General features: G+C 38.3%; 26 protein-coding genes and 9 tRNA genes. 20 read left to right on the plus strand and 15 right to left on the minus strand.

Annotated features, from left to right (window positions below; all coding sequences use genetic code 11):
• Positions 1-2 precede the first annotated feature (2 nt).
• The 4 genes from yggU to hemW all read left to right on the plus strand — a co-directional run bounded on the left by yggU (position 3) and on the right by hemW (position 2,562).
• Positions 3-290 (plus strand): DUF167 family protein YggU, encoded by a 288-nt coding sequence (yggU, locus tag HC728_RS07090; RefSeq protein ID WP_012533617.1) that lies wholly within the window; start codon positions 3-5, stop codon positions 288-290.
• A gap of 69 nt (positions 291-359) precedes the next feature.
• Positions 360-791 carry a DUF4426 domain-containing protein gene (locus HC728_RS07095; RefSeq protein ID WP_012533186.1) on the plus strand — a complete coding sequence of 144 codons (432 nt, stop codon included), beginning with the start codon at positions 360-362 and terminating at the stop codon, positions 789-791.
• A 10-nt stretch (positions 792-801) separates the two neighbouring features.
• On the plus strand, positions 802-1,398 hold the full coding sequence (locus HC728_RS07100; RefSeq protein WP_065623143.1) for an XTP/dITP diphosphatase: 597 nt from the start codon (positions 802-804) through the stop codon (positions 1,396-1,398).
• Between the two features lie 3 nt (positions 1,399-1,401).
• Entirely contained in the window at positions 1,402-2,562 is a 1,161-nt protein-coding gene (gene hemW, locus HC728_RS07105) for a radical SAM family heme chaperone HemW (RefSeq protein WP_065597613.1), read from the plus strand.
• Positions 2,563-2,868: 306 nt separating this feature from the next.
• Here hemW and glsB read toward each other — a convergent pair whose 3' ends face one another.
• The gene (glsB, locus tag HC728_RS07110; protein WP_012533640.1) at positions 2,869-3,789 is read right to left on the minus strand and encodes a glutaminase B; all 921 of its coding nucleotides are present in this window, start codon (positions 3,787-3,789) and stop codon (positions 2,869-2,871) included.
• An 83-nt stretch (positions 3,790-3,872) separates the two neighbouring features.
• A complete protein-coding gene (gene trmB, locus HC728_RS07115; RefSeq protein ID WP_005417556.1) occupies positions 3,873-4,589 on the minus strand; it encodes a tRNA (guanosine(46)-N7)-methyltransferase TrmB in 717 nt (238 codons plus the stop codon).
• A 244-nt stretch (positions 4,590-4,833) separates the two neighbouring features.
• On the opposite strand from trmB, the gene mutY reads away from it, so the two are divergent.
• The 15 genes from mutY (at position 4,834) to HC728_RS07190 (ending at position 10,973) form a co-directional block, all read left to right on the plus strand.
• The gene (gene mutY, locus HC728_RS07120; RefSeq protein WP_190395238.1) at positions 4,834-5,886 is read left to right on the plus strand and encodes an A/G-specific adenine glycosylase; all 1,053 of its coding nucleotides are present in this window, start codon (positions 4,834-4,836) and stop codon (positions 5,884-5,886) included.
• A gap of 2 nt (positions 5,887-5,888) precedes the next feature.
• Positions 5,889-6,161: an oxidative damage protection protein gene (locus HC728_RS07125; RefSeq protein ID WP_005417551.1), complete on the plus strand. Its 273-nt coding sequence runs from the start codon at positions 5,889-5,891 to the stop codon at positions 6,159-6,161.
• Positions 6,162-6,269: 108 nt separating this feature from the next.
• Positions 6,270-7,406 carry a membrane-bound lytic murein transglycosylase MltC gene (gene mltC / locus HC728_RS07130; protein ID WP_005417550.1) on the plus strand — a complete coding sequence of 379 codons (1,137 nt, stop codon included), beginning with the start codon at positions 6,270-6,272 and terminating at the stop codon, positions 7,404-7,406.
• Positions 7,407-7,515: 109 nt separating this feature from the next.
• Positions 7,516-7,591 (plus strand) — tRNA-Phe (locus HC728_RS07135).
• A gap of 75 nt (positions 7,592-7,666) precedes the next feature.
• Positions 7,667-7,742 (plus strand) — tRNA-Thr (locus HC728_RS07140).
• 7 nt (positions 7,743-7,749) lie between these two features.
• Positions 7,750-7,825: transfer RNA gene (locus tag HC728_RS07145), tRNA-Phe, on the plus strand.
• Between the two features lie 6 nt (positions 7,826-7,831).
• A tRNA-Asn gene (locus HC728_RS07150) sits at positions 7,832-7,907 on the plus strand.
• Between the two features lie 41 nt (positions 7,908-7,948).
• A tRNA-Thr gene (locus tag HC728_RS07155) sits at positions 7,949-8,024 on the plus strand.
• A gap of 33 nt (positions 8,025-8,057) precedes the next feature.
• Positions 8,058-8,133: transfer RNA gene (locus HC728_RS07160), tRNA-Asn, on the plus strand.
• Between the two features lie 73 nt (positions 8,134-8,206).
• A tRNA-Thr gene (locus HC728_RS07165) sits at positions 8,207-8,282 on the plus strand.
• Positions 8,283-8,289: 7 nt separating this feature from the next.
• Positions 8,290-8,365 (plus strand) — tRNA-Phe (locus tag HC728_RS07170).
• A gap of 6 nt (positions 8,366-8,371) precedes the next feature.
• Positions 8,372-8,447, plus strand: a tRNA-Asn gene (locus tag HC728_RS07175).
• Positions 8,448-8,557: 110 nt separating this feature from the next.
• Positions 8,558-8,944 carry a diacylglycerol kinase gene (locus tag HC728_RS07180; RefSeq protein ID WP_011261207.1) on the plus strand — a complete coding sequence of 129 codons (387 nt, stop codon included), beginning with the start codon at positions 8,558-8,560 and terminating at the stop codon, positions 8,942-8,944.
• Positions 8,945-8,977: 33 nt separating this feature from the next.
• Entirely contained in the window at positions 8,978-9,235 is a 258-nt protein-coding gene (locus HC728_RS07185) for a DUF2999 domain-containing protein (protein WP_005417548.1), read from the plus strand.
• Positions 9,236-9,770: 535 nt separating this feature from the next.
• Entirely contained in the window at positions 9,771-10,973 is a 1,203-nt protein-coding gene (locus HC728_RS07190) for an HNH endonuclease (protein WP_202986228.1), read from the plus strand.
• A 59-nt stretch (positions 10,974-11,032) separates the two neighbouring features.
• On the opposite strand, the gene HC728_RS07195 is transcribed toward HC728_RS07190, so the two are convergent.
• The 8 genes from HC728_RS07195 to HC728_RS07230 form a co-directional block, all read right to left on the minus strand.
• Positions 11,033-12,109 (minus strand): DNA adenine methylase, encoded by a 1,077-nt coding sequence (locus tag HC728_RS07195; RefSeq protein WP_190395239.1) that lies wholly within the window; start codon positions 12,107-12,109, stop codon positions 11,033-11,035.
• Positions 12,109-13,959 carry an N-6 DNA methylase gene (locus tag HC728_RS07200; RefSeq protein WP_190395240.1) on the minus strand — a complete coding sequence of 617 codons (1,851 nt, stop codon included), beginning with the start codon at positions 13,957-13,959 and terminating at the stop codon, positions 12,109-12,111. The genes HC728_RS07195 and HC728_RS07200 overlap by 1 nt, the downstream gene beginning before the upstream one ends.
• Before the next feature lie 504 nt (positions 13,960-14,463).
• Complete coding sequence (locus HC728_RS07205) at positions 14,464-17,358, minus strand: DNA polymerase (protein WP_190395241.1); 2,895 nt, start codon at positions 17,356-17,358, stop codon at positions 14,464-14,466.
• Between the two features lie 232 nt (positions 17,359-17,590).
• A complete protein-coding gene (locus HC728_RS07210; protein ID WP_190395242.1) occupies positions 17,591-17,857 on the minus strand; it encodes a hypothetical protein in 267 nt (88 codons plus the stop codon).
• Positions 17,858-17,889: 32 nt separating this feature from the next.
• Positions 17,890-18,360 carry a hypothetical protein gene (locus tag HC728_RS07215; protein ID WP_190395243.1) on the minus strand — a complete coding sequence of 157 codons (471 nt, stop codon included), beginning with the start codon at positions 18,358-18,360 and terminating at the stop codon, positions 17,890-17,892.
• A gap of 679 nt (positions 18,361-19,039) precedes the next feature.
• Positions 19,040-19,240, minus strand: coding sequence for a hypothetical protein (locus HC728_RS07220; protein WP_190395244.1), 201 nt, complete (start codon positions 19,238-19,240; stop codon positions 19,040-19,042).
• Between the two features lie 85 nt (positions 19,241-19,325).
• Complete coding sequence (locus tag HC728_RS07225) at positions 19,326-19,463, minus strand: hypothetical protein (RefSeq protein WP_023585706.1); 138 nt, start codon at positions 19,461-19,463, stop codon at positions 19,326-19,328.
• 227 nt (positions 19,464-19,690) lie between these two features.
• On the minus strand, positions 19,691-19,960 hold the full coding sequence (locus HC728_RS07230; RefSeq protein WP_130044438.1) for a hypothetical protein: 270 nt from the start codon (positions 19,958-19,960) through the stop codon (positions 19,691-19,693).
• A gap of 360 nt (positions 19,961-20,320) precedes the next feature.
• Here HC728_RS07230 and HC728_RS07235 point away from each other — a divergent pair, with 360 nt between their 5' ends.
• Positions 20,321-21,166 carry a YafY family protein gene (locus HC728_RS07235; RefSeq protein WP_238933791.1) on the plus strand — a complete coding sequence of 282 codons (846 nt, stop codon included), beginning with the start codon at positions 20,321-20,323 and terminating at the stop codon, positions 21,164-21,166.
• 689 nt (positions 21,167-21,855) lie between these two features.
• Here HC728_RS07235 and HC728_RS07240 read toward each other — a convergent pair.
• The 5 genes from HC728_RS07240 to HC728_RS07260 all read right to left on the minus strand — a co-directional run bounded on the left by HC728_RS07240 (position 21,856) and on the right by HC728_RS07260 (position 25,988).
• Complete coding sequence (locus HC728_RS07240) at positions 21,856-22,287, minus strand: DUF2787 domain-containing protein (RefSeq protein ID WP_190395246.1); 432 nt, start codon at positions 22,285-22,287, stop codon at positions 21,856-21,858.
• 101 nt (positions 22,288-22,388) lie between these two features.
• Complete coding sequence (locus HC728_RS07245; RefSeq protein ID WP_190395247.1) at positions 22,389-22,928, minus strand: hypothetical protein; 540 nt, start codon at positions 22,926-22,928, stop codon at positions 22,389-22,391.
• Between the two features lie 43 nt (positions 22,929-22,971).
• Positions 22,972-23,352 carry a hypothetical protein gene (locus tag HC728_RS07250; protein ID WP_190395248.1) on the minus strand — a complete coding sequence of 127 codons (381 nt, stop codon included), beginning with the start codon at positions 23,350-23,352 and terminating at the stop codon, positions 22,972-22,974.
• Between the two features lie 90 nt (positions 23,353-23,442).
• The gene (locus HC728_RS07255) at positions 23,443-24,576 is read right to left on the minus strand and encodes a tyrosine-type recombinase/integrase (protein WP_370539782.1); all 1,134 of its coding nucleotides are present in this window, start codon (positions 24,574-24,576) and stop codon (positions 23,443-23,445) included.
• Positions 24,577-24,971: 395 nt separating this feature from the next.
• Positions 24,972-25,988, minus strand: a complete 1,017-nt coding sequence (locus tag HC728_RS07260; protein WP_190395250.1) for an HNH endonuclease — start codon at positions 25,986-25,988, stop codon at positions 24,972-24,974.
• Positions 25,989-26,365: the final 377 nt, after the last annotated feature.

Consider the following 26,365-nt stretch of genomic DNA (forward strand, 5'->3'; position numbering starts at 1 on the left):
CTATGCCAGTTAAATATGATAAAGACGATCTGATCTTACGACTGTATTTACAACCTAAAGCCAGTCGCGATCAGATAGTTGGAATACATGGTGAAGAGTTAAAAATTGCTATTACTGCTCCTCCTGTTGATGGAAAAGCGAATGCGCATTTAATTAAATACTTCTCCAAATTATTCAAAGTAGCCAAAGGAAAAATTACGGTAGAAAAAGGTGAGTTGAATCGACACAAACAAGTTCGAATTCACTCCCCTGAGATCATACCGAATGAAATCCAACAGCTGTTAGCATAAAAATAACGATTAATGCCGAGTTAACCCTCGGCTTTTTTATATGGAAGCCATTTTTATAAGGAAAGTAATATGAAAAAAACGCTATTACTGTTGTCACTGTTTATTTTTAGTTTACCCAGTTTTGCAGGGCAATTTGTACAAATAAAAAATGTCGAAGTACACTACTCGGCATTCAATTCCACATTTTTAACACCAAAAGTAGCTCGAGCTTATCAACTAAAACGTTCTGGCTACAATGCGTTATTAAATATCAGCGTCTTAGATATATCTCAAGCAGGAAAGCCGGCAATTTCAGCAACAATATCAGGTAGTGCAAAAAATCTATTAGGTCAAACTAAACAACTGACCTTTAGAGAAATCAAAGAACAAAATGCCATTTACTATATTGCTGAATTGCCCATTACCAATGAAGAAACCTTTCGCTTTGATATTGATGTCTCTGCTGGCACTAAAGGCGCAGGCAAGTTAAAGTTCAACCAAAAGTTTTACGTAGAAGAGTAAGAGAACCATTATGAGTAAAATCGTATTAGCAACGGGCAACCAAGGTAAAGTTCGTGAAATGGCCGACATCCTAGCGGATTTTGGTTTCGATGTCGTAGCGCAAAGCGAATACAACGTCCCTGATGTAGCTGAAACAGGCACAACATTCATTGAAAATGCCATCATCAAAGCGCGTCATGCAGCAAAAGAAACAGGCTTACCAGCCATTGCTGATGATTCAGGCTTAGAAGTTGATGCGCTAAATGGCGCACCGGGTGTTTACTCTGCTCGTTATTCTGGTGAAGGTGCTACGGATCAAAAGAACATTGATAAAATGCTAGCAGCGATGGAAGGCATTCCTGCTGAAAAACGTACAGCTCGCTTCCATTGTGTTTTAGTTCTGATGAAACATGAAAACGATCCAACACCATTGATTTGTCATGGAACATGGGAAGGTCATATCACGACAGAGCAAAAAGGTGAAAACGGCTTCGGTTATGATCCTATTTTCTGGGTAAGTGAAGATAACTGTTCATCAGCTGAACTTGAACCTGCACGTAAAAAACAACTATCTCACCGTGGCCAAGCTCTAAAAAAGCTCTTTGCAGCATTAAAAGAAGGTCAGTAAGTAATGCTTATTCCACCACCTCTAAGCCTATACATTCATATTCCTTGGTGCATTCAGAAATGTCCATATTGTGACTTTAACTCTCATGCTTTAAAAGCTGAGATCCCAGAAGCTCAATACATTTCAGCCTTGATTGATGATCTTGATACGGATCTTGCTCGTTATGATATGCAAAGTGAACCACGTAAACTGCATTCTATTTTTATTGGTGGTGGTACACCAAGCCTAATCACAGCTCCTGAGATAAAACGACTACTAAGTGAAGTTGAAAAGCGCCTTCCCTTTGCTGATGATATTGAGATCACAATGGAAGCCAATCCGGGAACCGTTGAAGCTGGTCGCTTTGTTGAATATCGACAAGCGGGCGTTAACCGTATTTCTATTGGTGTACAAAGCTTTCAGCAAGAAAAACTAGAAAAGCTTGGTCGAATTCACGGTAAAGATGAAGCGATTCGAGCTGCACACCTTGCTCATGAAGCACAATTAAACAGCTTCAACCTCGATCTTATGCATGGTTTACCAAACCAAAGCATTGAAGATGCACTGTCTGATTTACAACAAGCTATTGATCTTAATCCACCTCACTTATCTTGGTATCAATTAACCATTGAACCAAATACCGTGTTTTACTATAAGCCACCAACACTTCCTGACGACGACGACCTATGGGATATTTTCGAACAAGGTCATCAGATGCTTGCCAAAGCAGGTTATGTTCAGTATGAAATATCTGGCTACAGTAAAGTAGGTTATCAGTGCCGCCATAACTTAAATTATTGGCGCTTTGGGGATTATCTGGGTATTGGTTGTGGTGCTCATGGTAAATTGAGTTTTGCTGATGGTCGTATTGTTAGAACCACGAAAATTAAGCACCCTCGTGGATTTTTAGACCTAACAAAACCTTACTTAATTGATGAGCAAGAGGTAATGGATCATGATAGACCTTTCGAATTCTTTATGAACCGTTTTCGTCTATTAGAAGCGTGTCCTAAGCAAGATTTCATTGATAAAACTGGATTAGGATTTGACACCATTCAAGAAACCATCGATTGGGCGAAAGAGAAAAAATACTTAGAAGAAACCGAGACGCATTGGCAGATCACAGAGCACGGGAAACTGTTTTTGAATGATATGTTGGAAGCGTTTATGGGGGATGAGGATTAAGAGCAGGATTCAGATCGCTTCGCTTAAAGGTTTCAGTAAGAGCAAAGAATCGAAACTCTAAACTAAATAACTAACAACCCCTCCTAGCCTCCCCTTATATCAATACTGACTACCAAGTAACACCGGTGAACAAGGGGAGGAACAGTATTGTGATCGTTGATATACCAGCATCAAAGGAAGTTCTCCCCCTTTATCGACCAACCATTAAGATCGATGATGTTAATAGAAGGGGGAGGTAGAGGGGGTTGTTAGTGAAAAAAACGAATATTTCACTATTCTGCTTTCTCTTATAACCCTGCTCTTATCTTAAAAGATCGAACGACCGATACGTTCTGAAAGCAACTCTAATGCTTTAGTACCTGCAAGCGAGTTACCTGATGGATCAAGCTCTGGTGACCATACTGCAATGGTCATTTCACCAGGAACGATAGCAATAATGCCGCCACCAACACCTGACTTTCCAGGCATACCAACACGATAAGCAAACTCACCTGCACCATCATATAAACCACAAGTCGCCATTAATGCATTAATTTGCTTACATTGCATTGGGGTCACAATAGGCTCACTGATCCCAGGTTGAATACCTTTATTGGCTAAATAACCAAAAGTACGAGCTAAATCCACACAGTTCATACTCAATGCACATGCATGAAAATAGTTCTTTAAGACTGGCATCACTTCATTATCGAAATTACCAAATGAACGCATTAAATAAGCAATAGAAGCATTTCGATCACTATGATCCATTTCCGAATTAGCCACCACGCGATCATAAATAATATGCTCATTACCTGAAAGCTTACGAACAAACTCTAATAATCGGTGCTTTGGAGCAGAAAAGCGACTGTACAGCATATCTGAAATAACAATCGCCCCTGCATTTATGAAGGGGTTGCGAGGCACACCTTGTTCCATCTCAAGCTGAATAAGAGAATTAAATGCTTGTCCAGAAGGCTCTTTACCAACTCGTTGCCATAACTCTTCTGGTTGATACAGTTCCATCGCCAACGTCAAACTGAGCGCTTTTGAAATAGATTGAATAGAAAAACACTCTGTCGCATCACCTGCTGTGAGCATTTCACCATCATTGGTAAATACTGCAATACCCAACTTATCATTAGGAACGCAAGCAAGAGCAGGAATGTAATCAGCAACTTTACCTTGACCAATAAGAGGACGAACTTCATCCAAAATATCTTCGAGTATTTGTTTTGTTGGCTTCATTATTTCTACTTCCTTTTGACAGCAAGGACAAAAAAGCCAACACTCAGGTTGGCTTTAATTATGTTGTATTATAACAATACTAACTATGCGTTACGACGGAATTTAATATCCCAAACACCATGACCTAAACGGTGGCCACGAGCTTCAAACTTAGTTAATGGGCGCTCATCTGGGCGAGGAATGAAATCACCATCAGTGGCAATGTTTTCATAACCCGGTGCAGCATTCATAACTTCAATCATATGCTCTGAGTAATTTTCCCAGTCAGTTGCCATGTGGAAGATACCACCTTGGATTAACTTAGGACGGATCATCTCAGCAAACTCAGCTTTAACGATACGGCGCTTATGGTGACGCGCTTTATGCCATGGGTCAGGGAAGAAAAGTTGTAGAGTATTTACAGATGAATCAGGGATCATTGATTCAAATACTTCAACTGCATCATGACACATAACACGTAGGTTAGTTACGCCCGCTTCTTTTGCTGCCGCAAGACATGCGCCAACACCTGGACGGTGAACTTCGATACCTAAAAAGTTTTTCTCTGGAGCGTTTTTAGCCATCTCAACAAGAGATGCTCCCATACCAAAACCGATTTCAAGAACAACTGGATTGTTGTTACCAAACACTTCATTCCAATCAAGCATTTGCTCTACAAAATCAATACCCATGCTAGGCCAACATTCTTGGATAGCACCTTCTTGGCCTTTAGTTAAACGCCCTTCACGGCGAACAAAGCTACGGATTTTACGAACAATTTTACCTTCTTCGGTAAAATCATTTTTAGTCACTTCAGTCATGATTGGATTGCCTGGTTATTCTCTGAACAAGGATTGTGGATCCGGCATTATCCAAAGTTTAGCCCAGTGTTCAAGTATTATCTTTCGTTTTCCCATTATAAATCGCTTTAGACTTAATTTATCTAACACACAATTACGATTGGTTTACCTTCAAAGCAAATATATATCCTTACTTTCTATCGGGTGTACAAACTCATCACAGTGTGGTGCAATCTCTAGAATTATAAAAATGAATGAGCATGTCATGACGTCTTTCTCTCAAGCTATTTTAGAATGGTACGATAATTACGGTCGAAAAACGCTGCCTTGGCAGTTAGAAAAAACGCCTTATAAAGTATGGTTATCGGAGATCATGCTACAACAAACCCAAGTGACTACCGTTATCCCTTATTTCGAACGCTTCATGGCTCGTTTTCCAACAATCGTTGATTTAGCACATGCCGAGCAAGATGAAGTTCTTCACTTATGGACTGGGCTAGGCTATTACGCTCGTGCTCGTAATTTACATAAAACGGCACAAATCATTGCTGAACAATATAATGGTATTTTCCCTACAGATATTGATGATGTGATTGCACTTCCTGGTATTGGTCGCTCAACAGCCGGCGCTGTTTTATCGCTTTCTTTGCAACAGCATCATCCAATTCTTGATGGTAACGTTAAAAGAACATTATCTCGCTGTTTCGCAATTGAAGGCTGGCCAGGAAAAAAAAGCGTTGAGAATGAAATGTGGGCGGTGGCTGAAACACACACTCCAAAGCAAGGTGTTGAGCGCTATAACCAAGCAATGATGGATATGGGAGCAATGGTATGTACACGCTCCAAACCTAAATGTGAGTTGTGCCCAGTAAACGATCTTTGCCAAGCAAAAGCCCAAGATAGACAATTAGATTTTCCGACTAAAAAGCCAAAGAAAGAGAAACCCGTTAAAGAAGCGTGGTTTGCTATCTACTATCATGATGGCGAAGTTTGGTTAGAGCAGAGACCACAAAGTGGCATTTGGGGAGGATTATTTTGTTTTCCCGAGCAACCAACAAATACACTTGATGAGTTATCAGAAAGCTATGGTTTTAAAATAGCATCAAAACAACAGTTAATCGCTTTTCGCCATACTTTTAGCCACTACCATCTTGATATTACCCCTGTACTTATCACTCTTGCGAAGAAACCGAACATGATAATGGAAGGAACGCGTGGAGTTTGGTATAACTTATCTCAACCGATGACGGTCGGGTTAGCTGCACCAGTTCAAAAATTATTGGATGCCCTACCGTACGAAATTTCTAATGGAGAATAACCATGAGCCGCACAGTGTTTTGCGTTCGTTTAAATAAAGAAGCCGATGGCCTAGACTTTCAACTTTACCCTGGCGAACTAGGTAAGCGTATTTTTGACAACATCTCCAAAGAAGCTTGGGGACAATGGCAACACAAGCAAACCATGCTGATCAATGAAAAGAAATTGAACATGATGGATCCTGAGCACCGTAAACTTCTAGAAACAGAAATGGAAGGTTTCCTATTTGATGGCAAAGATGTTGTTATCGATGGTTACACTCCTCCAAGTGAATAATCACTTTTACATTAAAGCAGTCATTTGGCTGCTTTAATTTTATGCTATTAAGTCAAAGTTAAACCTGCCGTTAACCTTATTATCGAGTTCTCAATCTATATTGCCTTTATGAAAAAAATTATACTGATCGCCTCGACCTGTCTTCTGCTTACCAGTTGTAGTCGAGAATCAATAGAATCTACTTTTGGTGTAAATTACGATACAACCAACCGCTTTGCTAAAAATCTAGCTCCACTCCCTGGACAATTCACCAAAGATATTAAAGCATTAGATAGTTTAATAAGTAGTTTCAATGGCAATATCGAAAAACGTTGGGGTAAGAAAAACCTTGTTACTGCTGGTAAACGCTCCTATGTAAAATACACTGATGGGTATTTAAGCCGCTCTCAAGTGGATTTCACTAATGGTCGAGTTACCGTCGAAACGGTTGCCGGCACCGACCCTAAAGCGCATTTACGTCAAGCTATCATCACCACTCTTTTGACACCGGAAGATCCTGCCAGTGTTGACCTTTATTCTGATGCTGATGTTACCTTAGGTGGCAAACCCTTCTTATATCAACAAGTCTTAGATCAAGATAAAAAACCAATTGAATGGTCATGGCGTGCCAGTCGTTACGCAGATTATTTAATTGCACATCATTTAAAACAAAAAAATGTCGATTATAAAAAAGCATACTACGTCGATATTCCAATGGTAAAAAACCATACTCAACTCCGAGAATACAAGTATGCTGATATCGTACGTAAAGCATCATTAAAATATGATATTCCTGAAGATCTCATTTATTCAATCATTCGAACTGAAAGTAGTTTTAATCCGTATGCGGTAAGTTGGGCTAATGCTTATGGTTTAATGCAGGTTGTACCAAAAACTGCTGGTCGTGATGTATTTAAGTTAGTTAAAAACAAATCAGGAGATCCAACTCCTGAGTATTTATTTAATCCTTACAATAATATTGATACGGGAACGGCTTACTTTCATATTTTAAAAACTCGTTATTTAAAAGACATTCGTCACCCAACATCAAAACAATACAGCATGATCTCCGCCTACAATGGTGGTGCTGGTGGCGTATTTAATACATTTAGTAGCAGCAGAAGTCGTGCAATCAATGACATAAACAGTCTACAACCCAATCAAGTGTACTGGGCATTAACCAAAAAGCACAAAAATGCAGAGGCCAGACGCTACTTAGAAAAAGTTACCGCCTTTAAAAAAGAGTTTAATTCGGGAAAGTTTTAACCATAAAACAGGCCATTCGCTGAATATTCAATCAAACAATCAAAAAAACGGACTATTTTGAAAAAAAAAGTTGACGCTGAGGGTAAAAATCCGTTTAATAGCGCTCGTTGCCCGGATAGCTCAGTCGGTAGAGCAGAGGATTGAAAATCCTCGTGTCGGTGGTTCGATTCCGCCTCCGGGCACCATACAATAAGATTGTTGGTGTTGTTTTAAGTTTATAATTAAACTCTAAATCACGAATAGTCAAAAGAATTTAGTGTGCCGACTTAGCTCAGTAGGTAGAGCAACTGACTTGTAATCAGTAGGTCACCAGTTCGACTCCGGTAGTCGGCACCATTCTTTTGCCTCGATAGCTCAGTCGGTAGAGCAGAGGATTGAAAATCCTCGTGTCGGTGGTTCGATTCCGCCTCGAGGCACCATACAATTCCCTTTTAGTTCAGTTGGTAGAACGGCGGACTGTTAATCCGTATGTCGCTGGTTCAAGTCCAGCAAAGGGAGCCAAACAATTTAATCTTTCACCTAAAGATTAATAAAAAATACGTGCCGACTTAGCTCAGTAGGTAGAGCAACTGACTTGTAATCAGTAGGTCACCAGTTCGACTCCGGTAGTCGGCACCATTTCTTCCCTTAAAAGAAGAAAATAAAACCTGTTCCCTTTTAGTTCAGTCGGTAGAACGGCGGACTGTTAATCCGTATGTCGCTGGTTCAAGTCCAGCAAAGGGAGCCACATTTTAAAGCTTTGTTTATAACAAGGTTTTAGTTACTGAAGAAACATCAGTAACAGCATAAGAATATAGTGTGCCGACTTAGCTCAGTAGGTAGAGCAACTGACTTGTAATCAGTAGGTCACCAGTTCGACTCCGGTAGTCGGCACCATTCTTTTGCCTCGATAGCTCAGTCGGTAGAGCAGAGGATTGAAAATCCTCGTGTCGGTGGTTCGATTCCGCCTCGAGGCACCATACAATTCCCTTTTAGTTCAGTTGGTAGAACGGCGGACTGTTAATCCGTATGTCGCTGGTTCAAGTCCAGCAAAGGGAGCCATATTAAAAAGCCTCATCATCTGATGAGGCTTTTTTTATGCTTGTCATTTCTTAATCTCAGCACTACCATACCCCACTCCTTTGTATTATGTATATCGTTAAGGCTACATCATGACAGACGTACCATCAGGTAAACCAGGGAACACTGGGATCAAACGCATTATTAAAGCTACTGGATTCTCAATCCAAGGATTAAAAGCCGCATTCAAACATGAAGCAGCCGTTCGCCAAGAATTTGCTATGTTAGTTATTGCCACGCCTATCGCTTTACTGCTGGATGTCACTGTCGTTGAAAAAATCTTATTAGTTGGTGTGTTTGTTCTGATCTTTATGATTGAGCTTTTAAACTCAGCTATTGAAGCGGTAGTTGACCGTATAGGGCCAGAACACCACGAATTAAGTGGAAGAGCCAAAGATATTGGTTCTGCGGCTGTATTCGTCGCTCTGTGCTTTGCAGGCTTTACTTGGTTAATGATTTTAGGAAGTCATTATCTTTAATACCAATTCCAATAATTATTAAGGCATATTTAAATGAATCCAATTATTCAAACACTAAAAGAACATAATGTAAGCGATGAGCAAATCGCAGAAGTGTTCCAAACACTAACACAGAACCCATTCGCAGCAATGGCAACCATTCAGTCTCTTGGTATTCCACAAGAGAAACTACAGCCATTGATGATGTTAGTAATGAGTAATCCTGCATTAATTAAAGAAGCTGTTGAAGAGCTAGGTTTGGATTTTTCTAAAGTTGAAGAAGCAAAAGCAAAGCTTGACGAAAACCAATAACGCTTTTAACTAGTGATACTAGACTAGAGCCCTAACTTCGGTTGGGGCTTTTTATTATGAATAGGATAATTAAATTTCTATTCTCCAGATATAACAAAGCCCCGATTTTTATCGAGGCTTTGTCATTTAAATATGGTACCGGTAGGCGGACTTGAACCGCCACGCCCGAAGGCAACGGATTTTGAATCCTTAACGCTTCGCTAATTCCGTGTATGAACAATCACTAGAAGTTATATCCATACCGAAACTCATGGTAACTACCCTGCATGAAATGCACTGCTCAATAGCGCAAGCAGCCTCTCATAGCCCTATCCCGTTTGACCATAGTTCACCACTAGAACTTAGGACTAAACCACTCTGAAAAGTGATTTAATCAATCCGTATGAATCATAGCGTTACGCTATAAAGGCAACGGATTTTCAACTCATTGAGATACCTTCCAATCAAATATTATGAGTCCGTAAATTTAATATGAAAATAACCTCCAGTATCAGCAATAAATTAGACGGTTAAAATCAAACTATAAAAGTGATAAATGTCTCATATTAATATATTTGCATTACTAACTTCTTGTATTCAATCAAAATGCCCATATTTATATTATATATCATTAATATTACAAGGGGTTCTAATGGAGAATATTAGTAAAATAATATATCGCAATTTAACAGATGCAGATTTTTTTAACATCAATAAACCAAGAGGTATGGAAGATCGAGGTGGTGGTCAAACCTACATTGATTTCCCGATTAGAAATGTAAATATAGAAAATTGGGAACTATTTTTTGAAAGTGTCATAAATGTAGAAAAAAATCGCGTAGCTCAAGGCCCGAGCTGGTCTTTTCCTATTTATAGTATAGGGTTAGATCGTGAAGACTCACTCCCTTCTCAAACATTAAAAGTATATCAGCGACGACCAGCGTCTGTATCTATTTCCAGTCAAAAATTAGGTTCTTCTGGTTCTAATAGAGTACGAGCATGGCACCCAGATTTTGGATTCCCTTACCCTCTAGATAATACCTTACGTAATCTGGCTCCTGAAGGACTAATGGTCTACTTGGCGCTTACTACTTCAGGTAAAGTATGGGCTGGATGGTACTTGAATGATGGTACAACCCCCTTACCTTTCTCCGGTGAATGTTTAGCTGAACTTGATGAAATGTTTGAAACAAACTTAGATCAAGATGGACGTAGTGGTTTTATCTCTATCCCTCAGAATAGTCTTTACCTTGACGCTATGGATTTAAAATTACCACTAAAATCAGGTCATTTAAACCGACCGCTTTTAGTTTCAGGCCCAGAATCAAACACAGGGGATGAACAGCACATTGACGAACAGTTTCTGGAAGATACATCAGCTATTGTTGACCCATCAATAACAACTAGAGTAATTCAAGTCAGAAAAAGAAATAAAAGATTAGTATCTAAATTAAAGAATCTCTACCAACACAAATGTCAGGTTACGGGGGAAGACTTTCTTTTCCAGAAAAAAAATGGTACTAACTATACAGAAGCTCATCATTTAATACCTTTAGGTGATGGTGGTTCCGACAGAGCTGAAAACTTAATCGTAATATGCCCTCAAATACATAGTATGCTACACCACGCAAGAGTATCAGGGTTAGATTTAAACAATATCTATACTAATAGCGCTGGTTATGGATATTTAGATATAACCATAAATGAAAAACCTTATACAATAGAATGGTTACCTGCACACGCAGCTCTTTTTGAATAAAGAAAATAGTAAGGTACTAGCAAGAGAAATACATCTTCTTGCTAGTGACCTCACATTTACTAACTCATGTCGAGTAAAATTAAGTACTCTGTAAGCATATTTTTTAGATTACTACTATTACTCTTAAATCTTTTATGATGAAATTCATCAATAGAAACTTTACCAAAAGGTTGCAGCAATGCCTGAAAGTCCTCTAGGCTCAGCAGCCCATCCTCACTATAACTAATTAAAAAACGATCACATTTCATCTCATTGAAAATTTGTCTAAACGACTCTCTAATTTTCGTTTTCGTACAAAAATTAGAATATTGATCCCTCCAAGGCCTTAGGCCGCTAACCCCAATAGCTTCGGGCTCATCCCCCCGAGCTATGGTCTCTAATACATGATAATTGGCAGCATATTGCCTTTTCATATATGGAGGGTCAATATAACAAAGGTCCGCTTCTATTAATTTAGCATTTTCCTCAGCATAACCTTGCATAACGGTATGATCTTCAACGTTATCCATTAGTAAAAGTTCTGATTTATATAGTTTTAACTCACTTTTAGAGCGACCAGACAACTTTGACATGTAATGCCCGTAGGTCCCTGCAATATTTGCTATATCATTAGTACACATTATAACATCATGATTTAATAGACTATACTCATCATTTGTTAGCATTCCCTGTGTTTTTAAAAGTGACAGATCCCTTCTAATCCCATCAATTTTCATCGCATTCTCAGGGCTATAATAATTACGCGCTTTTTCTGTATTCTTAGGAGAACCATCACATGATAGCTCCTTCCAAAAATATCCCTTTTCAGGTTCAGCTAAAGAAAGAGACTTAATCATTAACTCATATCTAGAATTGCCCGTTCGATCTACATTCAATAACTTACTTGTAATATACTCATCCGCTCCCAGAAACATAGGTTCCGAAGAAAACCTCAAATTAACAACAGCATGATGATATGAGTATGTCATTAAATCATTAGCGATAACTTTATAACCTAATTTTCTAAGCTCACCGGATACGGCAGCAGTACCACACATTAAATCTACAACCGTTGAACCCGGTTCACAAAGTTCACCAATCTTATTTAAAACAACATCTAATATTTTAGTCTTTGAACCAATGTAACGAAAACCCATTAAATACGACCTTTAAAAATATCTTTTACGCCAATCATCTTCAAAGCTTTAACTGAAATAAGTTCTTGTGATTTATCAATCGCCTTGAAGATCGAATTATAGTCCTCAATTGATAAACCATAAATATCAGCCACCAACATTTCAATAGATGCATCAAAGTCTTTAGTTATAGCCCCCTTACCTTTCAATATCTTAGATAAATTTAAAGACATTTCACTAACTCTACCTTGAATGTTTTTTGATAACCGACTTAAATCTGGTATTGGTATCTCCAGTACTTGTTTTTGGGTAATGTAGGGGTGACTTTTCCATTCAATCTCACCATTAGACATAGCAACAAAAAAGAAAGCCATTCTAGAGTTCAATATCATAATTAACAATTCTAGCGTTATAAAACGACACAAATCGTTATTTAATTTAAACATATACACTACTTGATTAGTCAAACAAGCGTCGTAATCAATTGAAGCAGAAATACCTACCCCTGTTTTACGTACAACAATTTTATCTCCTGTATAGACTTCAAGTTTCTTATAGTTTATGCCCTTACGGTCTAACTCAATCCATAAATCATTTCTTAAAGAATATCTAGATATACTTTCACCTACGATAAGAGATCGACTACTACCAACATCATGTTGATGAACTATAACGTCTTTATTTTCCTCTAAAATAATATTTTGAGCACCACAAGACTTACACTCATATACTTCCTTTTTAGGTAATGGAGTCCAATCTTCACATGAAGAACAACGAATAACATTCCCCTTTTTAGATAATTCAACCCCTCGACAACTTGACAAATAATCCCTACATGTATGTTGTTGGTTTAAAATTTTGGTATAAATCGTACTCAATGAATCATCTATATCAATATTAAATAAATAATCTTTATTATTAGTGAATCTGGATTGCTTTATTTTATGTAGAAGTTCTTGTTCAGCTTCCAGGAAGCTCATTGTTCCTTTTATTATTTTTTTTCTGTATTCTCCAGAAGCCCTAATGCAATCCACATAATGAGACCTGTCAACATGACTTTTCTTACATATAATGACAGAACATGCTCTATTCACTGAAGAAAAAATGCCTTCACCAAATCTACCTATAAAACATATTTTAGTATTCTTAATTAATAGCTCTCGTAACTTATCCCGTTCTTGATAAAAAATAGAGTCAGGAACAATGAAAGCAATAACACCATTATGATTTAATTGTTCCACAGCCATTTCAATAAATAAATCGGATGTATCAAATTGACCTGTAAATAAAGAAAAATTACTTTTTTCAATTAATTTTTTATAACCATTAACATCAGCTCCCCATGGAGGGTTAGCAATAATAAGATCAAAGCCAGATGAATTTATCTTAAATTTATTTATTAAGAAATCCCAACCAGCATCACACGGCATAGAGTTAGGACATAAACCATTATCTACAACGCCTTTGAATGCAGTGGGTAATCTTTTTGAAGCAACACCTACAGCTTCTGCATCAATATCTACACCAAACATTTTGGTATTACTTTTGTATTTACTCGTTAAGTTATTCCAAATTGAAAAGAGTAATTCGCCATCACCACAAGCAGGATCTAGTATACTTATTGCTTCATTGGATCGTTTATCTAAATTAAGATATTCAATAGCTTTACTAGCTACATACTCCGCCAGCTCACTAGGAGTGTATACAACACCATTTAACTTCTTTATATCATTTCTATCAGTCGTTTCTTTCAAAGCATCTAAAATAAGTTCTGAATGATTTTTTCCCTTCATACTTGCCTCCAACCTTTGCAGCAAATCTTGAGGAATAGTTAACGATACCTGCACTCCCTGACTTTCTTTTTTACTCATCAATTCACCCAAACAATTCAGTCATTAATGACAACCATGGCATTTTACACAAAATACTAAAAATCACAATCAAACCCAACATACTAAACCTAACAAAAAACTACATAAATTCAAAAACTTACCAAAAAACCAGTCAAGTTAAAAATAAGTATTGCTATCTAAATAAATCAAACATTCACAGATACAATATCTAAATAAGACATATTTCCATCACAAAATTCTTACAAATTAATTAATCTCTGCACGTTTGAGTTGATACAACCGTTTACAGATCACCTGTAAGGCAATGATTTATCGAAGTAATAAAAAGTATTTCAGAACTAGTTTTAGCAATGGATACATTGCTGTGATTATTCGACACCATTAGTAGAACCATCACGGGGACAATACTCTCGCTACTTCAGCAGAGAATGACAGCAATCGATGCCTCTACATTGCCACTACGTCTTCTGAAATAGAAAGCCAGACCCTTGCGAGATCTGGCTTCAAATGAGTTATCACATACTAAGCAACGAGTTTTTCAGTATGTTTTAGGTTGTAATCTTCTAGCATATTTACTGCTTCATTCAGCTCATCAGGGTGAAATATCAAACTTAAATCCACCATCGGATACTTACGAACAAACCAAGATAATAATGGCAACATACGGCTAGTAATTGGTAGCGCAGATTCAAGTAACTTACGCCCCTTATTATTCGCTAAATCTTGCTTAGTGATACCTTCAATCCCCTCATCCTCAAATATCACCACCATCTTGTCATAGTGACCACGAGGAGCTCGTTGTGGTGTGCTTGGTAAGCCCCAACCACCTTGAGTGATAGCACGTAACATCTGTACCTTGAAAATACCCTCTGAGCCATCTTCTAGGTATTTAATGCCTGTACCCTTGAGATAACGACGAACCTTGTAAAAATCCATCCAGTTATCCCAATCTTCCATCGTCTTTAAACAATTATTTACGCGCCATTCGTCGAAGTAAGTACGAGCATCTAAGCCCTCATCAACGGTATTCCATGGAACGGTATCAAACGATAGGTGCTCTACCATTTCACCGCTAACAGGGTGACGAACTTTCACCATACGTGGGTCTACAGGACAACGCTTAAAGTCCCATTCCAAATTAAGTGTCTGCATCGTATGAATTGATACTAAATCCATTTCCTTTAACCACATATCACGAGCTGAGGCTAAATGACTGCGTTCTATCTTCTCTCCTGCATAGCGGTCTAAAAACTTAGTTACCATCCATGTATTTTCATTAACGCCTTTCGGTGGTTTAACCCCTGCCTTAGCGCATACTGGCTTGGTGCTACCTAATTCAGACGTTAATTGCCCACGAGTTTTCATAGAGATAATCTGCTTCGCATGGTGCTTGAGTTGCATCATGTCTTCACCGCTGACTTCAGTACAGATTTGCTGGAAGCGTTGTGCTAATGGTCCATCTAGGCAACTCTCCAATTGCTCTTGGGTGGCATTAGTAAGAAATCCATCCGTAGTTGCACTGACGATTTGAATACTATTATCCTTCGTGAGCTTACGAATAACTTCCATCATAGTGGCACGAACAAAACCCGTTGCATGAGCAGCATAATGTGCATTGGTCACTGGTGAGTATGGGATCTTACTGCTCAATCCTGACGATATGTCGAAGCCAGATTTTTCCCGAAGTCCCTGCCCAACTTTGCCGTAAAGGGTGTTGCCTATCAATTTCCAGAGCTGGTCGTACAGCTCATTACCCTCTTTTTTATACTTAGAACGTTGCTTACGGATGATCTTCGTAAATGCCTTGAACTGAGAAACTGAACCCTCTTTCCAAGGGATAACCTGACCGTGAAGGATCTCAATTTCTACACCTGCATCATAAGCCAATTGCAACTCTGGTGCTGTCACGTAAGTCATTCCCTCTAACGGGTAATAGATACCACGCAAATCAGTACGGCATGGCAATAGCCCCCACTTTGTGCCCTCTGGATGCTTGAAACGAACATAAGCAAAGCCCATGGTATGACCTCGATAATCTTCAATGTTCTTCGACTCAAACGAGTTCAGGTAATCAGCTTCGAGAATATCGACCAACGCTGTAGTGTAAGCACCAGATAAGTCGTAATCGTTATAGTCACCTAGTTCAGTAATACCAAAATACGCTCCGAAGTTCGCACCACCATAAAAACAGTTCACGGCTAGTGCGTCGGTATACTCTCGGCTCACCGTCTTAGCTATATTGATAGATTTACGAACCCCATTACTCTTAGCATGGTAGTACTGACCCTGACGTTTCTCATACCCTAAGAACTCGTGCATTTCATTCGTACCACCGCACGTATGTTTGAACAATGACACAGCAAAATTACCAAGTGTTGAGGGCAACTGTTTCAACTCTAACCCTGTATCTTCCTGCATATCAACCAGTGCGAATTTCTGCATTTTCAAACCATACTTCAAGGCAATTTCCGCATCACGAACGGCATAGCGATCAAACAAGCTTTGATCCTCACAATACAGATCATCCATACGAGAGATCATTCCGTCTGCCAATGTCATTTTAGGAATACCCACTAGCTCACCAATATCATCAAGTGACGCCTTACTACTTAATAGCATTGTGTCGATGAAGCGCACTTTGGTTTCAAAGCTATTGTTCGACCCTGTATAGAACTTGGTGTTTTCAGTCTTGTACTTGCTGCGACCAATAGATGCCAAATCAATTCCATAAGAACCACGACCTGAAGTAATTGAACCTTGAACCGCAGTAAAAGAGTTCTTATGGTTTTTACTTTTAGCTCCGATACTCCAAAACTCTTCAAAGGAAGCAATATCAGCACGTAAGAAGTGGGCATAGATAAAGGTATGCTCAGGCCATTCATCGATGAATCCACGAGCTTTAGCCTTGATTAGCAACTCTTGAATGAACTTGTCGAAATTCACCTTGTAGCTCTTAGTGCGATTGGCGAGGAGCTTTCGCTTTAGCATTTCCTCATCTTTCGGCAGACCTTGTTCACGACACGCCTTGATAAGCTTAGCCATCTCAGTATGCTTCACACCTTTAAAGAACTTGTCACCGACCTGAACGTAATATGAGTAACAGAGAATGTCATTTTTTCCTGTCTCAGGGTTAAAGACCCACTCGGAATCAATAGCAATATGCACTGCCTTACCCTTACCACGCATCGCAGCCCAAGGAGCTGAACGTAGCCCCTCGAAATAACGCTTTAACTGCTCATCAACAATCTTTTTAGCTTCCTCACGGGTACGCAATTCTTGCTGAAATTTGGCGACTTGATCATCCAGTATGTAAGAACGATTGTTAGAAAATGTGGCTTCTAGAAAATCACCAATTTCACGGTCGGTTTGACGCATGATTTGATAATCTGTTTTGGCTTCTTGCTCGAAAATATTCATCTTTAATTATCCCAATGGGGTGAATTTAAGACGAAGCAATCCATTACCGAACTGCTTCATCGATAATCGGGTATGTAAAGACAGGTAATAAATGAGGTGCCTAATGGGACTGATGCTCAAGATGAGACAAGGGTAATTAAAGTTGGCAATAAAATAGTATGCACTCAGGCGTGGCTTGCTAAACCTATTTTAATAGCAATATTCTCCTTACAGTTAACAGGTATAAATTAACTTATTTTAACCCAACGACACGAGTCCAACGCTTAACGAACTGCATTAACTGCTTACGTCCAGCACAATCTTGACCATTTTTCTCTGCAATAGAAGTATGGAAGCACTTCTTAACATAGTTTAGTAAAAATGCAGACTGATCAAGTTGACCATGTTTACGTTCAAATTGCTCAATACTATCTTCTAATATCTCGATATAAACACCGGATTTCCCTTGTTTATTATCAACACAATTTTCTTCAATGATATTTAGTAATGTCGCTTTCATAATACTCACTCCTATAGTGATAAAATTAATAATTAAAGTATTTCTGTCAGATCTGGTTGGGAAAACTTACCCATTTCATAGCTCTCAATAGCTGCATGGAATTTAGATACCGCAAGATCACGAACCTCTGCTGTACGGATAGAAAGAAAAGCAAGAATAGCGTCTCCCTCACTACGAAAAATCAAACCCTTAAGGTCTGAACCCGAGTGATTTTCAATGGCCTGAATCAAGGAACAACGTACATAATTACCGTTACCTAAATTAAGCAAAGGATCAGTTTTTGATCCATTAATAATTGCCTTAGTACATTCATCTGCATCAAACGATGTCTTACCATCTTCATCAGGATTTAGCTTCGTGTAGCTGATAGTTCGCCCCTTTTTATCTAACAAGATAAACCACTCATCTAAGCGAATAATACTTGCTATAATCTTGATTGCCAGCGAGTGCTTATCAAGCGTTCCGATGGATCCACGTTCAGTTTTCTTAGTTGTTCGAGCCATGTGATTACCTCCAGTTGTTTAAATTTCGAACATCATTACCTAAAAAACAAAATTAATCAATACCTAACATTTCAACAACTTACACCTAAAAAGGTCGAGTGTTAAATACTAGTCACCCAATAAAACCAGCGTCAATCTAACGATAATTTTTAATAACATTTACATCACAAAGTTTTGCGCCTTGAAGAAGCCACGAAATATCTGGATTAATAAATTTATTAACATTTAAGCGATGCATTAAAATAACCATCAACATGAAATCAGTTAAAAAAACATCAAAAAAATAACGCAATAATTAGTTAAAAAAAAATGGAATATTATTTAAAAAACACTTAATCGTTCGTTTTTCAAACAACAAAAAAGCTGTCAGCACAAAAATTTAAAAAAGTAATGAGTGTCTTAAAACATTAGGTAGGTTAGATTTTGGAGATTCAGAGATAAATCTCAGGACACGTTATGCTATGGGTACATCGCTGTTATTACAAAAAGCATCGTGACACTATTCTTAACTGCAACTATCACGGCAACATCAAGATATGAATATCCGCAATACATACTGCATTGCATTACTAATATTAAAATTGTTCTATCTCTCCTTATCTCCATTAGGTTAAATCGACACGCGCTATACTAAAGATGAAAAAAAAAGTAGAGATATAACATCCCTACTTTTAACTACTCAATCCGCCTTACCGAATACAGCGCCAATCACCCCACCAACCACAACGCCAACAGGTGTACCTAATGGATGCGGCACCTTAGAGCCTATCATCCCACCAATAACCATACCTTTTTTACAACCAGACTCACTCAGCTCTACTTCATAACGAGTTAGTGTATCGCTATCAGGGTAGTAAACCGACATCGCATTTTTCTTCATATTATTCTCCTGTTATTTCAGATATGAAAAAAGGCGACACCATTACTGGCATCGCCCTAAGACATAATCAAATTATTGAGATGACTTAATCGTCATCATCGTCAGCCATGAAGTCACCACCTAACCAACCATCATCGCCCGGTTCCATATCGAAGTCCTGACTGAAACCAGAATCTTCGGTGCCGTCATCATAATCGCCTTGGTCTTCCGTCCAACCGCCCATAATCCTCTCCTATAACTTCAAGTAACTATCAACATGTCTTACAGTAGTTCTGAGTCACTTGCTTGCAGCTATTACAAACCCACTGACCACAACGGCTACATGATGTTCCACCTTTCACATCTGTCTTCTTACTACATTGATGACAAGTCCATGATTTAGGCCCATTTCCGATACTCTTAAAAAATGACATTTTACTTAAGCTCCTAATTACTATTTAACCGTCATTATTATTGGTTCATTTCTGTATTACGCAATGAAGTCTCTTTGTTTTCATCAGCACCATCACACTTGGTAGGGTCTAATTGCTTTCCATTTAGAGTCCCACAAGCGTCCGCTTTCCAATGAGCAATAATCCCTGAAATCGGAGTGGCTTGTGGCCCTGCTTTTCCATTCCATTTCGCTTCTAATTGCTCTTTAGCAATAGAAGGACTTCCACCTAATGTTCCACCACTGCCGCCACCATAAGCCAAAACTTGATGTGACATTGAAGACAGCATAACGCCGACTACCAGTGATTTTATTAATGTACTTTTCATTTCGATTGTCCTTTTTATTACAAAACGAATACCACAAAGCCAAACTCGACAATGAGCCTTTCATGGAGTCCGTTTATTTTGAAGTTGATCCCCGACACGTTGTGTCGAGAGAGATAAGAAATTTACGATTTGCTTGTAAAGCCTTACAGGGCATGAGTAAGCAAAGGGGGTGAAATTGATAACAAATCCAGTAACCCTATTGATTTTTCTAAGTAAAAATCACTTCTCTTTATCCCTCGACACATCCTGACATGTGCTCACCGTAAAGTTGTAGATATGAAAGAGAGTGAGAAATACGACAAATTAGCTAGGAGACTAGGCATGATATTGACCCGATTGAATACGGGTGAAAAACTGCATCTGGAAGAATTAGCTGTCGAGTTCAATGTATCTACACGAACACTACAACGAGATTTTAACGAGCGATTAGATTACCTTCCGATAGAAAGACAAGGAGCAATATACTTTTTAAACCCGACCGTATTAGGCAAGCAATCAGGCCGAGAGTTGTCTGTGTTATTACTTAATATGGGACTAGATTCCCTATTCTCAGGTAAGCATTATCTTAGTAATGGAATATTGAACAGTCAGGTGACACCACCATTTCTATTTAAAAATCCCAACATTGAAAACATCAGTAATAATGCTCAAATCTTTGATAAATTAGTTGAAGCAATACAGAGAAAGCATGTTATTTCCTTTACCTACAATGATAAAACCTACTCCGAGTTCTACCCTTATCGGTTGGTGAATGACAGAGGGTTCTGGTATCTGGCTGGGAGCCACAGAGAGCGATTAGATTCGCTCAGAGTTGCCTATATTTCTCAGTTTATTCGACACGAGGATAAATACATTCCTCATCGTAATATCGAAAAGCAACTCACTGAGCAACCCGTAGATAGTGAGCTTCCTTGTATTATTGAAGTCATTGTTAATGTTCACCGTAATGCGGTTGACACCATCTTGAATGAGGAGTCTTTACATCAATTTGTGCTGTTAAAAGAACTAGAATCAGGTGATGCACTGCTTAGTTATAAAACCAACAACACATCATCATTAATCCGTTATTTAAAATCGTGGGTTCCTGATGTAGAGGTTCTATCGCCTGACTGGTTTCGATATCAATTGATGCAAGAGTTACAGTCCTATTTGGATTCAACCAAGTAGACACATTGTTTCTACTTAATCTTGTTTTAAGGACTAATGAATAGCCATGTGGCCTCTAAAACTAAGCTATTACATAATGTCTTCAATAATTTCAGTCATACTCAAAGTAAAGATTAAACTTGTAACTATGTAACGAATATCAAAAAGGGTATGACCGGAATTAATAGTTGTGATTTAGTGAAAAACACAGCCTTTACCTCGCATCCAAAACCCTGAAATATCCATTTTTTAAGCCGAATTTCTAACATATATATAACTAGTGCTGTGCACATCTAATATAAAAGAGATAAGTGAATGTATTTAGGTAAATTTAACTCTGTTTATCTTTCAGCTATCCATACAATAAAAGGTTACTCTCAATTAACATCGAGATAATCAGCTCCCATTGCTTGTTGAAGCAATGGGAGTGATTAATGCCAAAAATCCAGTAACCACCATGAAAACAGGTTAAAATTAAAATTCTCTCCTTGGTTTAAAACACCATTTTTCTAGCTCCATCGAACTACTCCCCTCTGAATCCCGACTACAACGTTTAAGTAAAACGTTGCGGAACGTTACCCAAATGAAAAAGGCTTCCCATCACACCATAACGAACATGAGAGAATGGGAAGCCTTAATTTCACTAGGAAGTGACTGACAGATTTTATGGTGCATACATGGTACTTTCAACTTGGTTTGTTACCGATGGATTAATCCACCGTAACTTTTATTTCATCAAACGCTTCCATGCCTACATAAGCTAAGAAATTCATCTCCCACATCTGGTAGAAGTCCATCACGCTCATGTCACTAATAGGCAATGGTTGCATGTTTTGAAATACAACTTCTCCATTGGCAAAATCAAAATCAACATCTTTAGCCAGTTCAGGATAGGGATACCCCACATAACTAAAGTCAGTAATGTAGCTAAAACTCCATTGCCCATTTTCTTGCTCGATACGGATTTCCACCGGATGCCAACCACCATCTTCAGCACTGTAACTAGTATCTCTAAAATTAAAGGTTAAGACATTGGTTGATGGTGTTGGTAGGTCATGTTGATTGGCGATTTGTTCTAGCTTGTCTTGCAAATCCACACTGACAGGCAGCAGTAAGCCCTCAACACTAAAAGTTAAGTTCATAATAAAGTCTCGTTTAATTTGTTAAGAATACGCCCTTAGTTAGAGCGAGGTATGAAAGCCTAAACAGGCTTAGTTGGTAAGGATTGATGATTTTTTCAGAATTATTCAGACTTAGTTTCACCGTCCACTAGAGATAACAACTCCTCTCTACGTTGCTCGTAATCAGGTGCTAGTTGATGAAGGAAGACTGATTTCTCCGTTGGGATGATAAGACCAAGCCCACGGCAACAAGCCGCTAAGAACCCGGCATTATTTGCACTACTACCTTTGAATACAGATTTAAATACAGTGCTCTTAAATGGCTTGTCTTCTTGCTCATTTAGTAAAGTAAATACATCGTCAATAGCAATCCACTCCTTAGAATGAAGTCCTCCACCTTCATTACCTGAAAGACGAAGATATAAGGCTTTTAGTTCATCATGTTCAGAAAGCTCATAGAACACATGATTTACTGTTTTTGGTGATAGTTTTAATGCTTTACCATCAAGAACGATATTAGTGAAATGATCTACTGGTACATCTGCTGTAACTTCAGCTTGTTCATCACCCTCTATGATTTCAGGTTGAATAGAAACTTCTTCATTACTGATTTCAACATCAGATTTAACTGTTACTTGTTTATTATTTGATTTACGTGCCATGTGACACCTCCTTTAAAATGGAATGATTTAGATTAAATTGGTTTTAAGACTCAACTAGGTCAGCGAGCTTGACGACAGGGAACGTAGGGCTATTCATTGGAGCAACTAAATAAATACCACCACCGTCACTGGTTATAATGGCGAGCGCTAATAGCCAAGGACATTCATCATCAAGTAGTAAAACGAACTCAGGATAGTTAGTTACAAAACGTAATAAGTGTTGCACTTGCTCACTTTCTTCACTCAATGATTTATCTGTATCGCCTTCTTCAATAAGGTACAAACAAGTATTGATTTCTTCCCATACTTCGCTCGTTGATTTCTCATCACCGAATGGCTCAATCAGGTGTTCTAACAGTTTCGCTTTAATCCCATTAGGTATTGGCAGCGCTGATACTTCTTCAAATTTGTTTACTTTCTTCATCGTGAATTTTCCTTTAATAATGAAAAAGCCCCTGTTTAGCGATGAACTAAACAGGGGCTTTCTAATGTAGAATTTTAACTAACGTTGTATTTATCCAAGCGATACATGACCACTCACCATATCAGACAGATGTGAGCCAATTTCACGCCTACGTCCGACAGTTAGCTTGGAGTAGCGCCTTGTTGATGAAAGGTCAGCATGATTTAACTGCTTGGCTATATCGTGTAATGGCACACCATTCGAGGCCAATAGACTACCTACGGTATGACGAGCACTGTGTAAGGTTATGTTGGCTTTATCTCCGGGGATATCAGGCAGTCCCATTTTTAATTTAATCACCTTCAAAGCATGTCTAGCTGGACTTATCGGTTGACCTTTCCGCTGTCCAGCAAAGATATAAGGGTTATTCGACACCTTAGGTATCGACTGCAAAACCTCAACCATGTAATCACTCAGATAAATAACGTGTGAACTACCGTTTTTCGTATGTGGAATAGTAAGAATTTGTTCATCCCAATTAATGTCATTCCATAAGCGAAATCTCAGCTCTTTATCACGCAGTCCAGTTAGAAATAGCAGAGCGAGAAATGCCCCTGTGTGTCTATCTGGATACTCTAGAGCATGGCGAATAAAATCCTTTAATTGTACTTCCGACAAATAACCCGTACGCACATTATCTTCTTTCATCAAGCTAACCTTATCAGCAACCAGAGGAGCATCCATCAACTTATATGCTTGGCGGTTCACCGTTTTCAACAATGCTAATACTCGATTAATCGTAGCCGCTGCATAAGGTTTATTCGTGGTTTTACTGATAGCTCCTTGCATTTCCATCTGAACTTTAATGATGTGTGCTGCGGTCAATTCATGGATAGATACATGCTGTATAGACTTCGCATGACGAAACCTTGCGACTTCATCTTTCCAAGAGCGTTTTTGCTTAGCCAATGGCAGATAAACCTCATTGAAAAAACGTTCAAGGGACATAGAAGAATCAATCTTTTCAGTATCACGCTCGATCTTCGGATCAATACCTTCAAGGATTTGTTGACGATATTCTTTAGCTATTTTTCGTAAAGTAATTATGTCGGTCTCGGGATGCTTACCAAGACCAATAGACGCTTTCTTACTCGTGATAGGACTGATATATCGAAGTAAGAAACGCTTGTTACCAGACTTACCCACTAGGCAGCGAACACCCGTAGGCAATCCACTGTCTTTCATAGCAGACAGGTTAACTTCGTAATCGGTGGATTTTGCAGTTGTGGGATTGGGCTTGAGATTGTTTAGAAATGCGGTGGTTAGTCGTTGTGGATTTTGCTTACTCATTCAAACCTCCATTAAGTAGATATTCTATTAATTAATATGTACTTAATTGGCTGTTTATTACGGGATTAGTTTGAATGGTGTTAGTTCAGGTTATGTATGGCGGGGATTAATGCTAAATTTCACAGACTGACTTTAGCAATGGATACATTGCTGTTATTTAGTTTTTCTTTACGCTCATGCTTGTAGGTGTAATGACATCGTAGAATCATCACACGATGTCAATCTGGATAATCACTGATAGTAGTGACGCTGCACTCCTACCATTATCAGGTTCTGAAATTGATTTAAAACTACAGTGATTCTTTTTCTACAAAGCGTGAAAAATGATCGTTCATATACCTTTCAAAGCGACTTAATACATCCAATTCTAAATGATGTGTACTTAATTCAGTACCTTCATCAATAGCCAATGAAGCTAATGTTCTTTTATCTAATTTCTTCGATACTTTCAAAATAAAGCGCTTATTTTTTTGCTCAAATGATAATAAGTGTTGATCGAATAACTTATCAATATGAGCACAAAGTAATAATCCATTAGCACCATCCAATCGCTCAATACTATCTTCACAATCACGCCATGGCTTAATATGAGATGCTATTAACATTTCTCGAATATTAATCAATGTGACGGCACAACGTTCACCACCCCAAATCTTAGCAACCTTATCTCTAAATACACCCTGACCTATCCTAGCATTAATCAATTGCTGTTTTTCTGTAAAGGATAAATCTGTGTTTGTCACTTGAATTAAATCATCAGCAAACTGTTCTTCTGAGGTTGCATTAACTTCAGAAAATAATTTATATCGAGAGCTTTTATATAACGATGTAACATCTTTAATCACATCATAAATCACAACATCCTCTGGTTTGAATCTTATGTTAAAGTTCACCAACGGATCATCTTCTATAAGCAAATTAGAATTGATATTAACCATTTCTAATTGCTCTATCATTTCATCAAACCAACCCTGTGATTGATATGTTTCAATAGCTTTCTCTGCATCGTCCTTAGTTATACATTCCACTTTATTGATGTGACCAATGCATAACTTCTTCCCATGGTGAATGGTATATAAGCTTATTTTATAGCTCATTCCTTGATGAGATTTATTTGGAGTATTAATCCCTTGCAAGAATGAATATTTAAATCCTGAGATTGTTTTATCTAAGTCTAATAACCACTCTTCATGTCCGTAGCCGGGATTAACCTCAAATGAATTTTTATCTTGGCTTTTACCTTCAGGTCCCGATGGTTTAACCCATTGATTAGAGTTCCAACAAATTCGAGTTGCTTTACTTTCCATAATTAAATAACCAATTAAACACAATCAAAGATTCATTATACTATTGAAAATTAAAGTTATTTCATACCTAAGTCACTAAATCATCATAACACCGTAAATTCACCATGGTCGTACCATGGTTCTGGTAGCTCAGAGCTCTTGGCAATACTGGCTTGCGACTTTGCAGTAACCGGAGTTTGTTGGATTTACTGGAATACTTTTGTGCACAGAATCGTCATACGATGAACCATAGATGGACCATGGACAGGAATTGAAGCGCGATAAAGGAAGTTTATTGGGAGAGATAAATACTGATAACAGGAAAGAAAAACTGAGGTCAGCTTTTGATTGTGCCAGATACAACAAAGCCCCGATTTTCATCGAGGCTTTGTTATTTA

This window comes from Aliivibrio sp. S10_S31 (assembly GCF_014694495.1).
Lineage (GTDB): Bacteria > Pseudomonadota > Gammaproteobacteria > Enterobacterales > Vibrionaceae > Aliivibrio > Aliivibrio fischeri.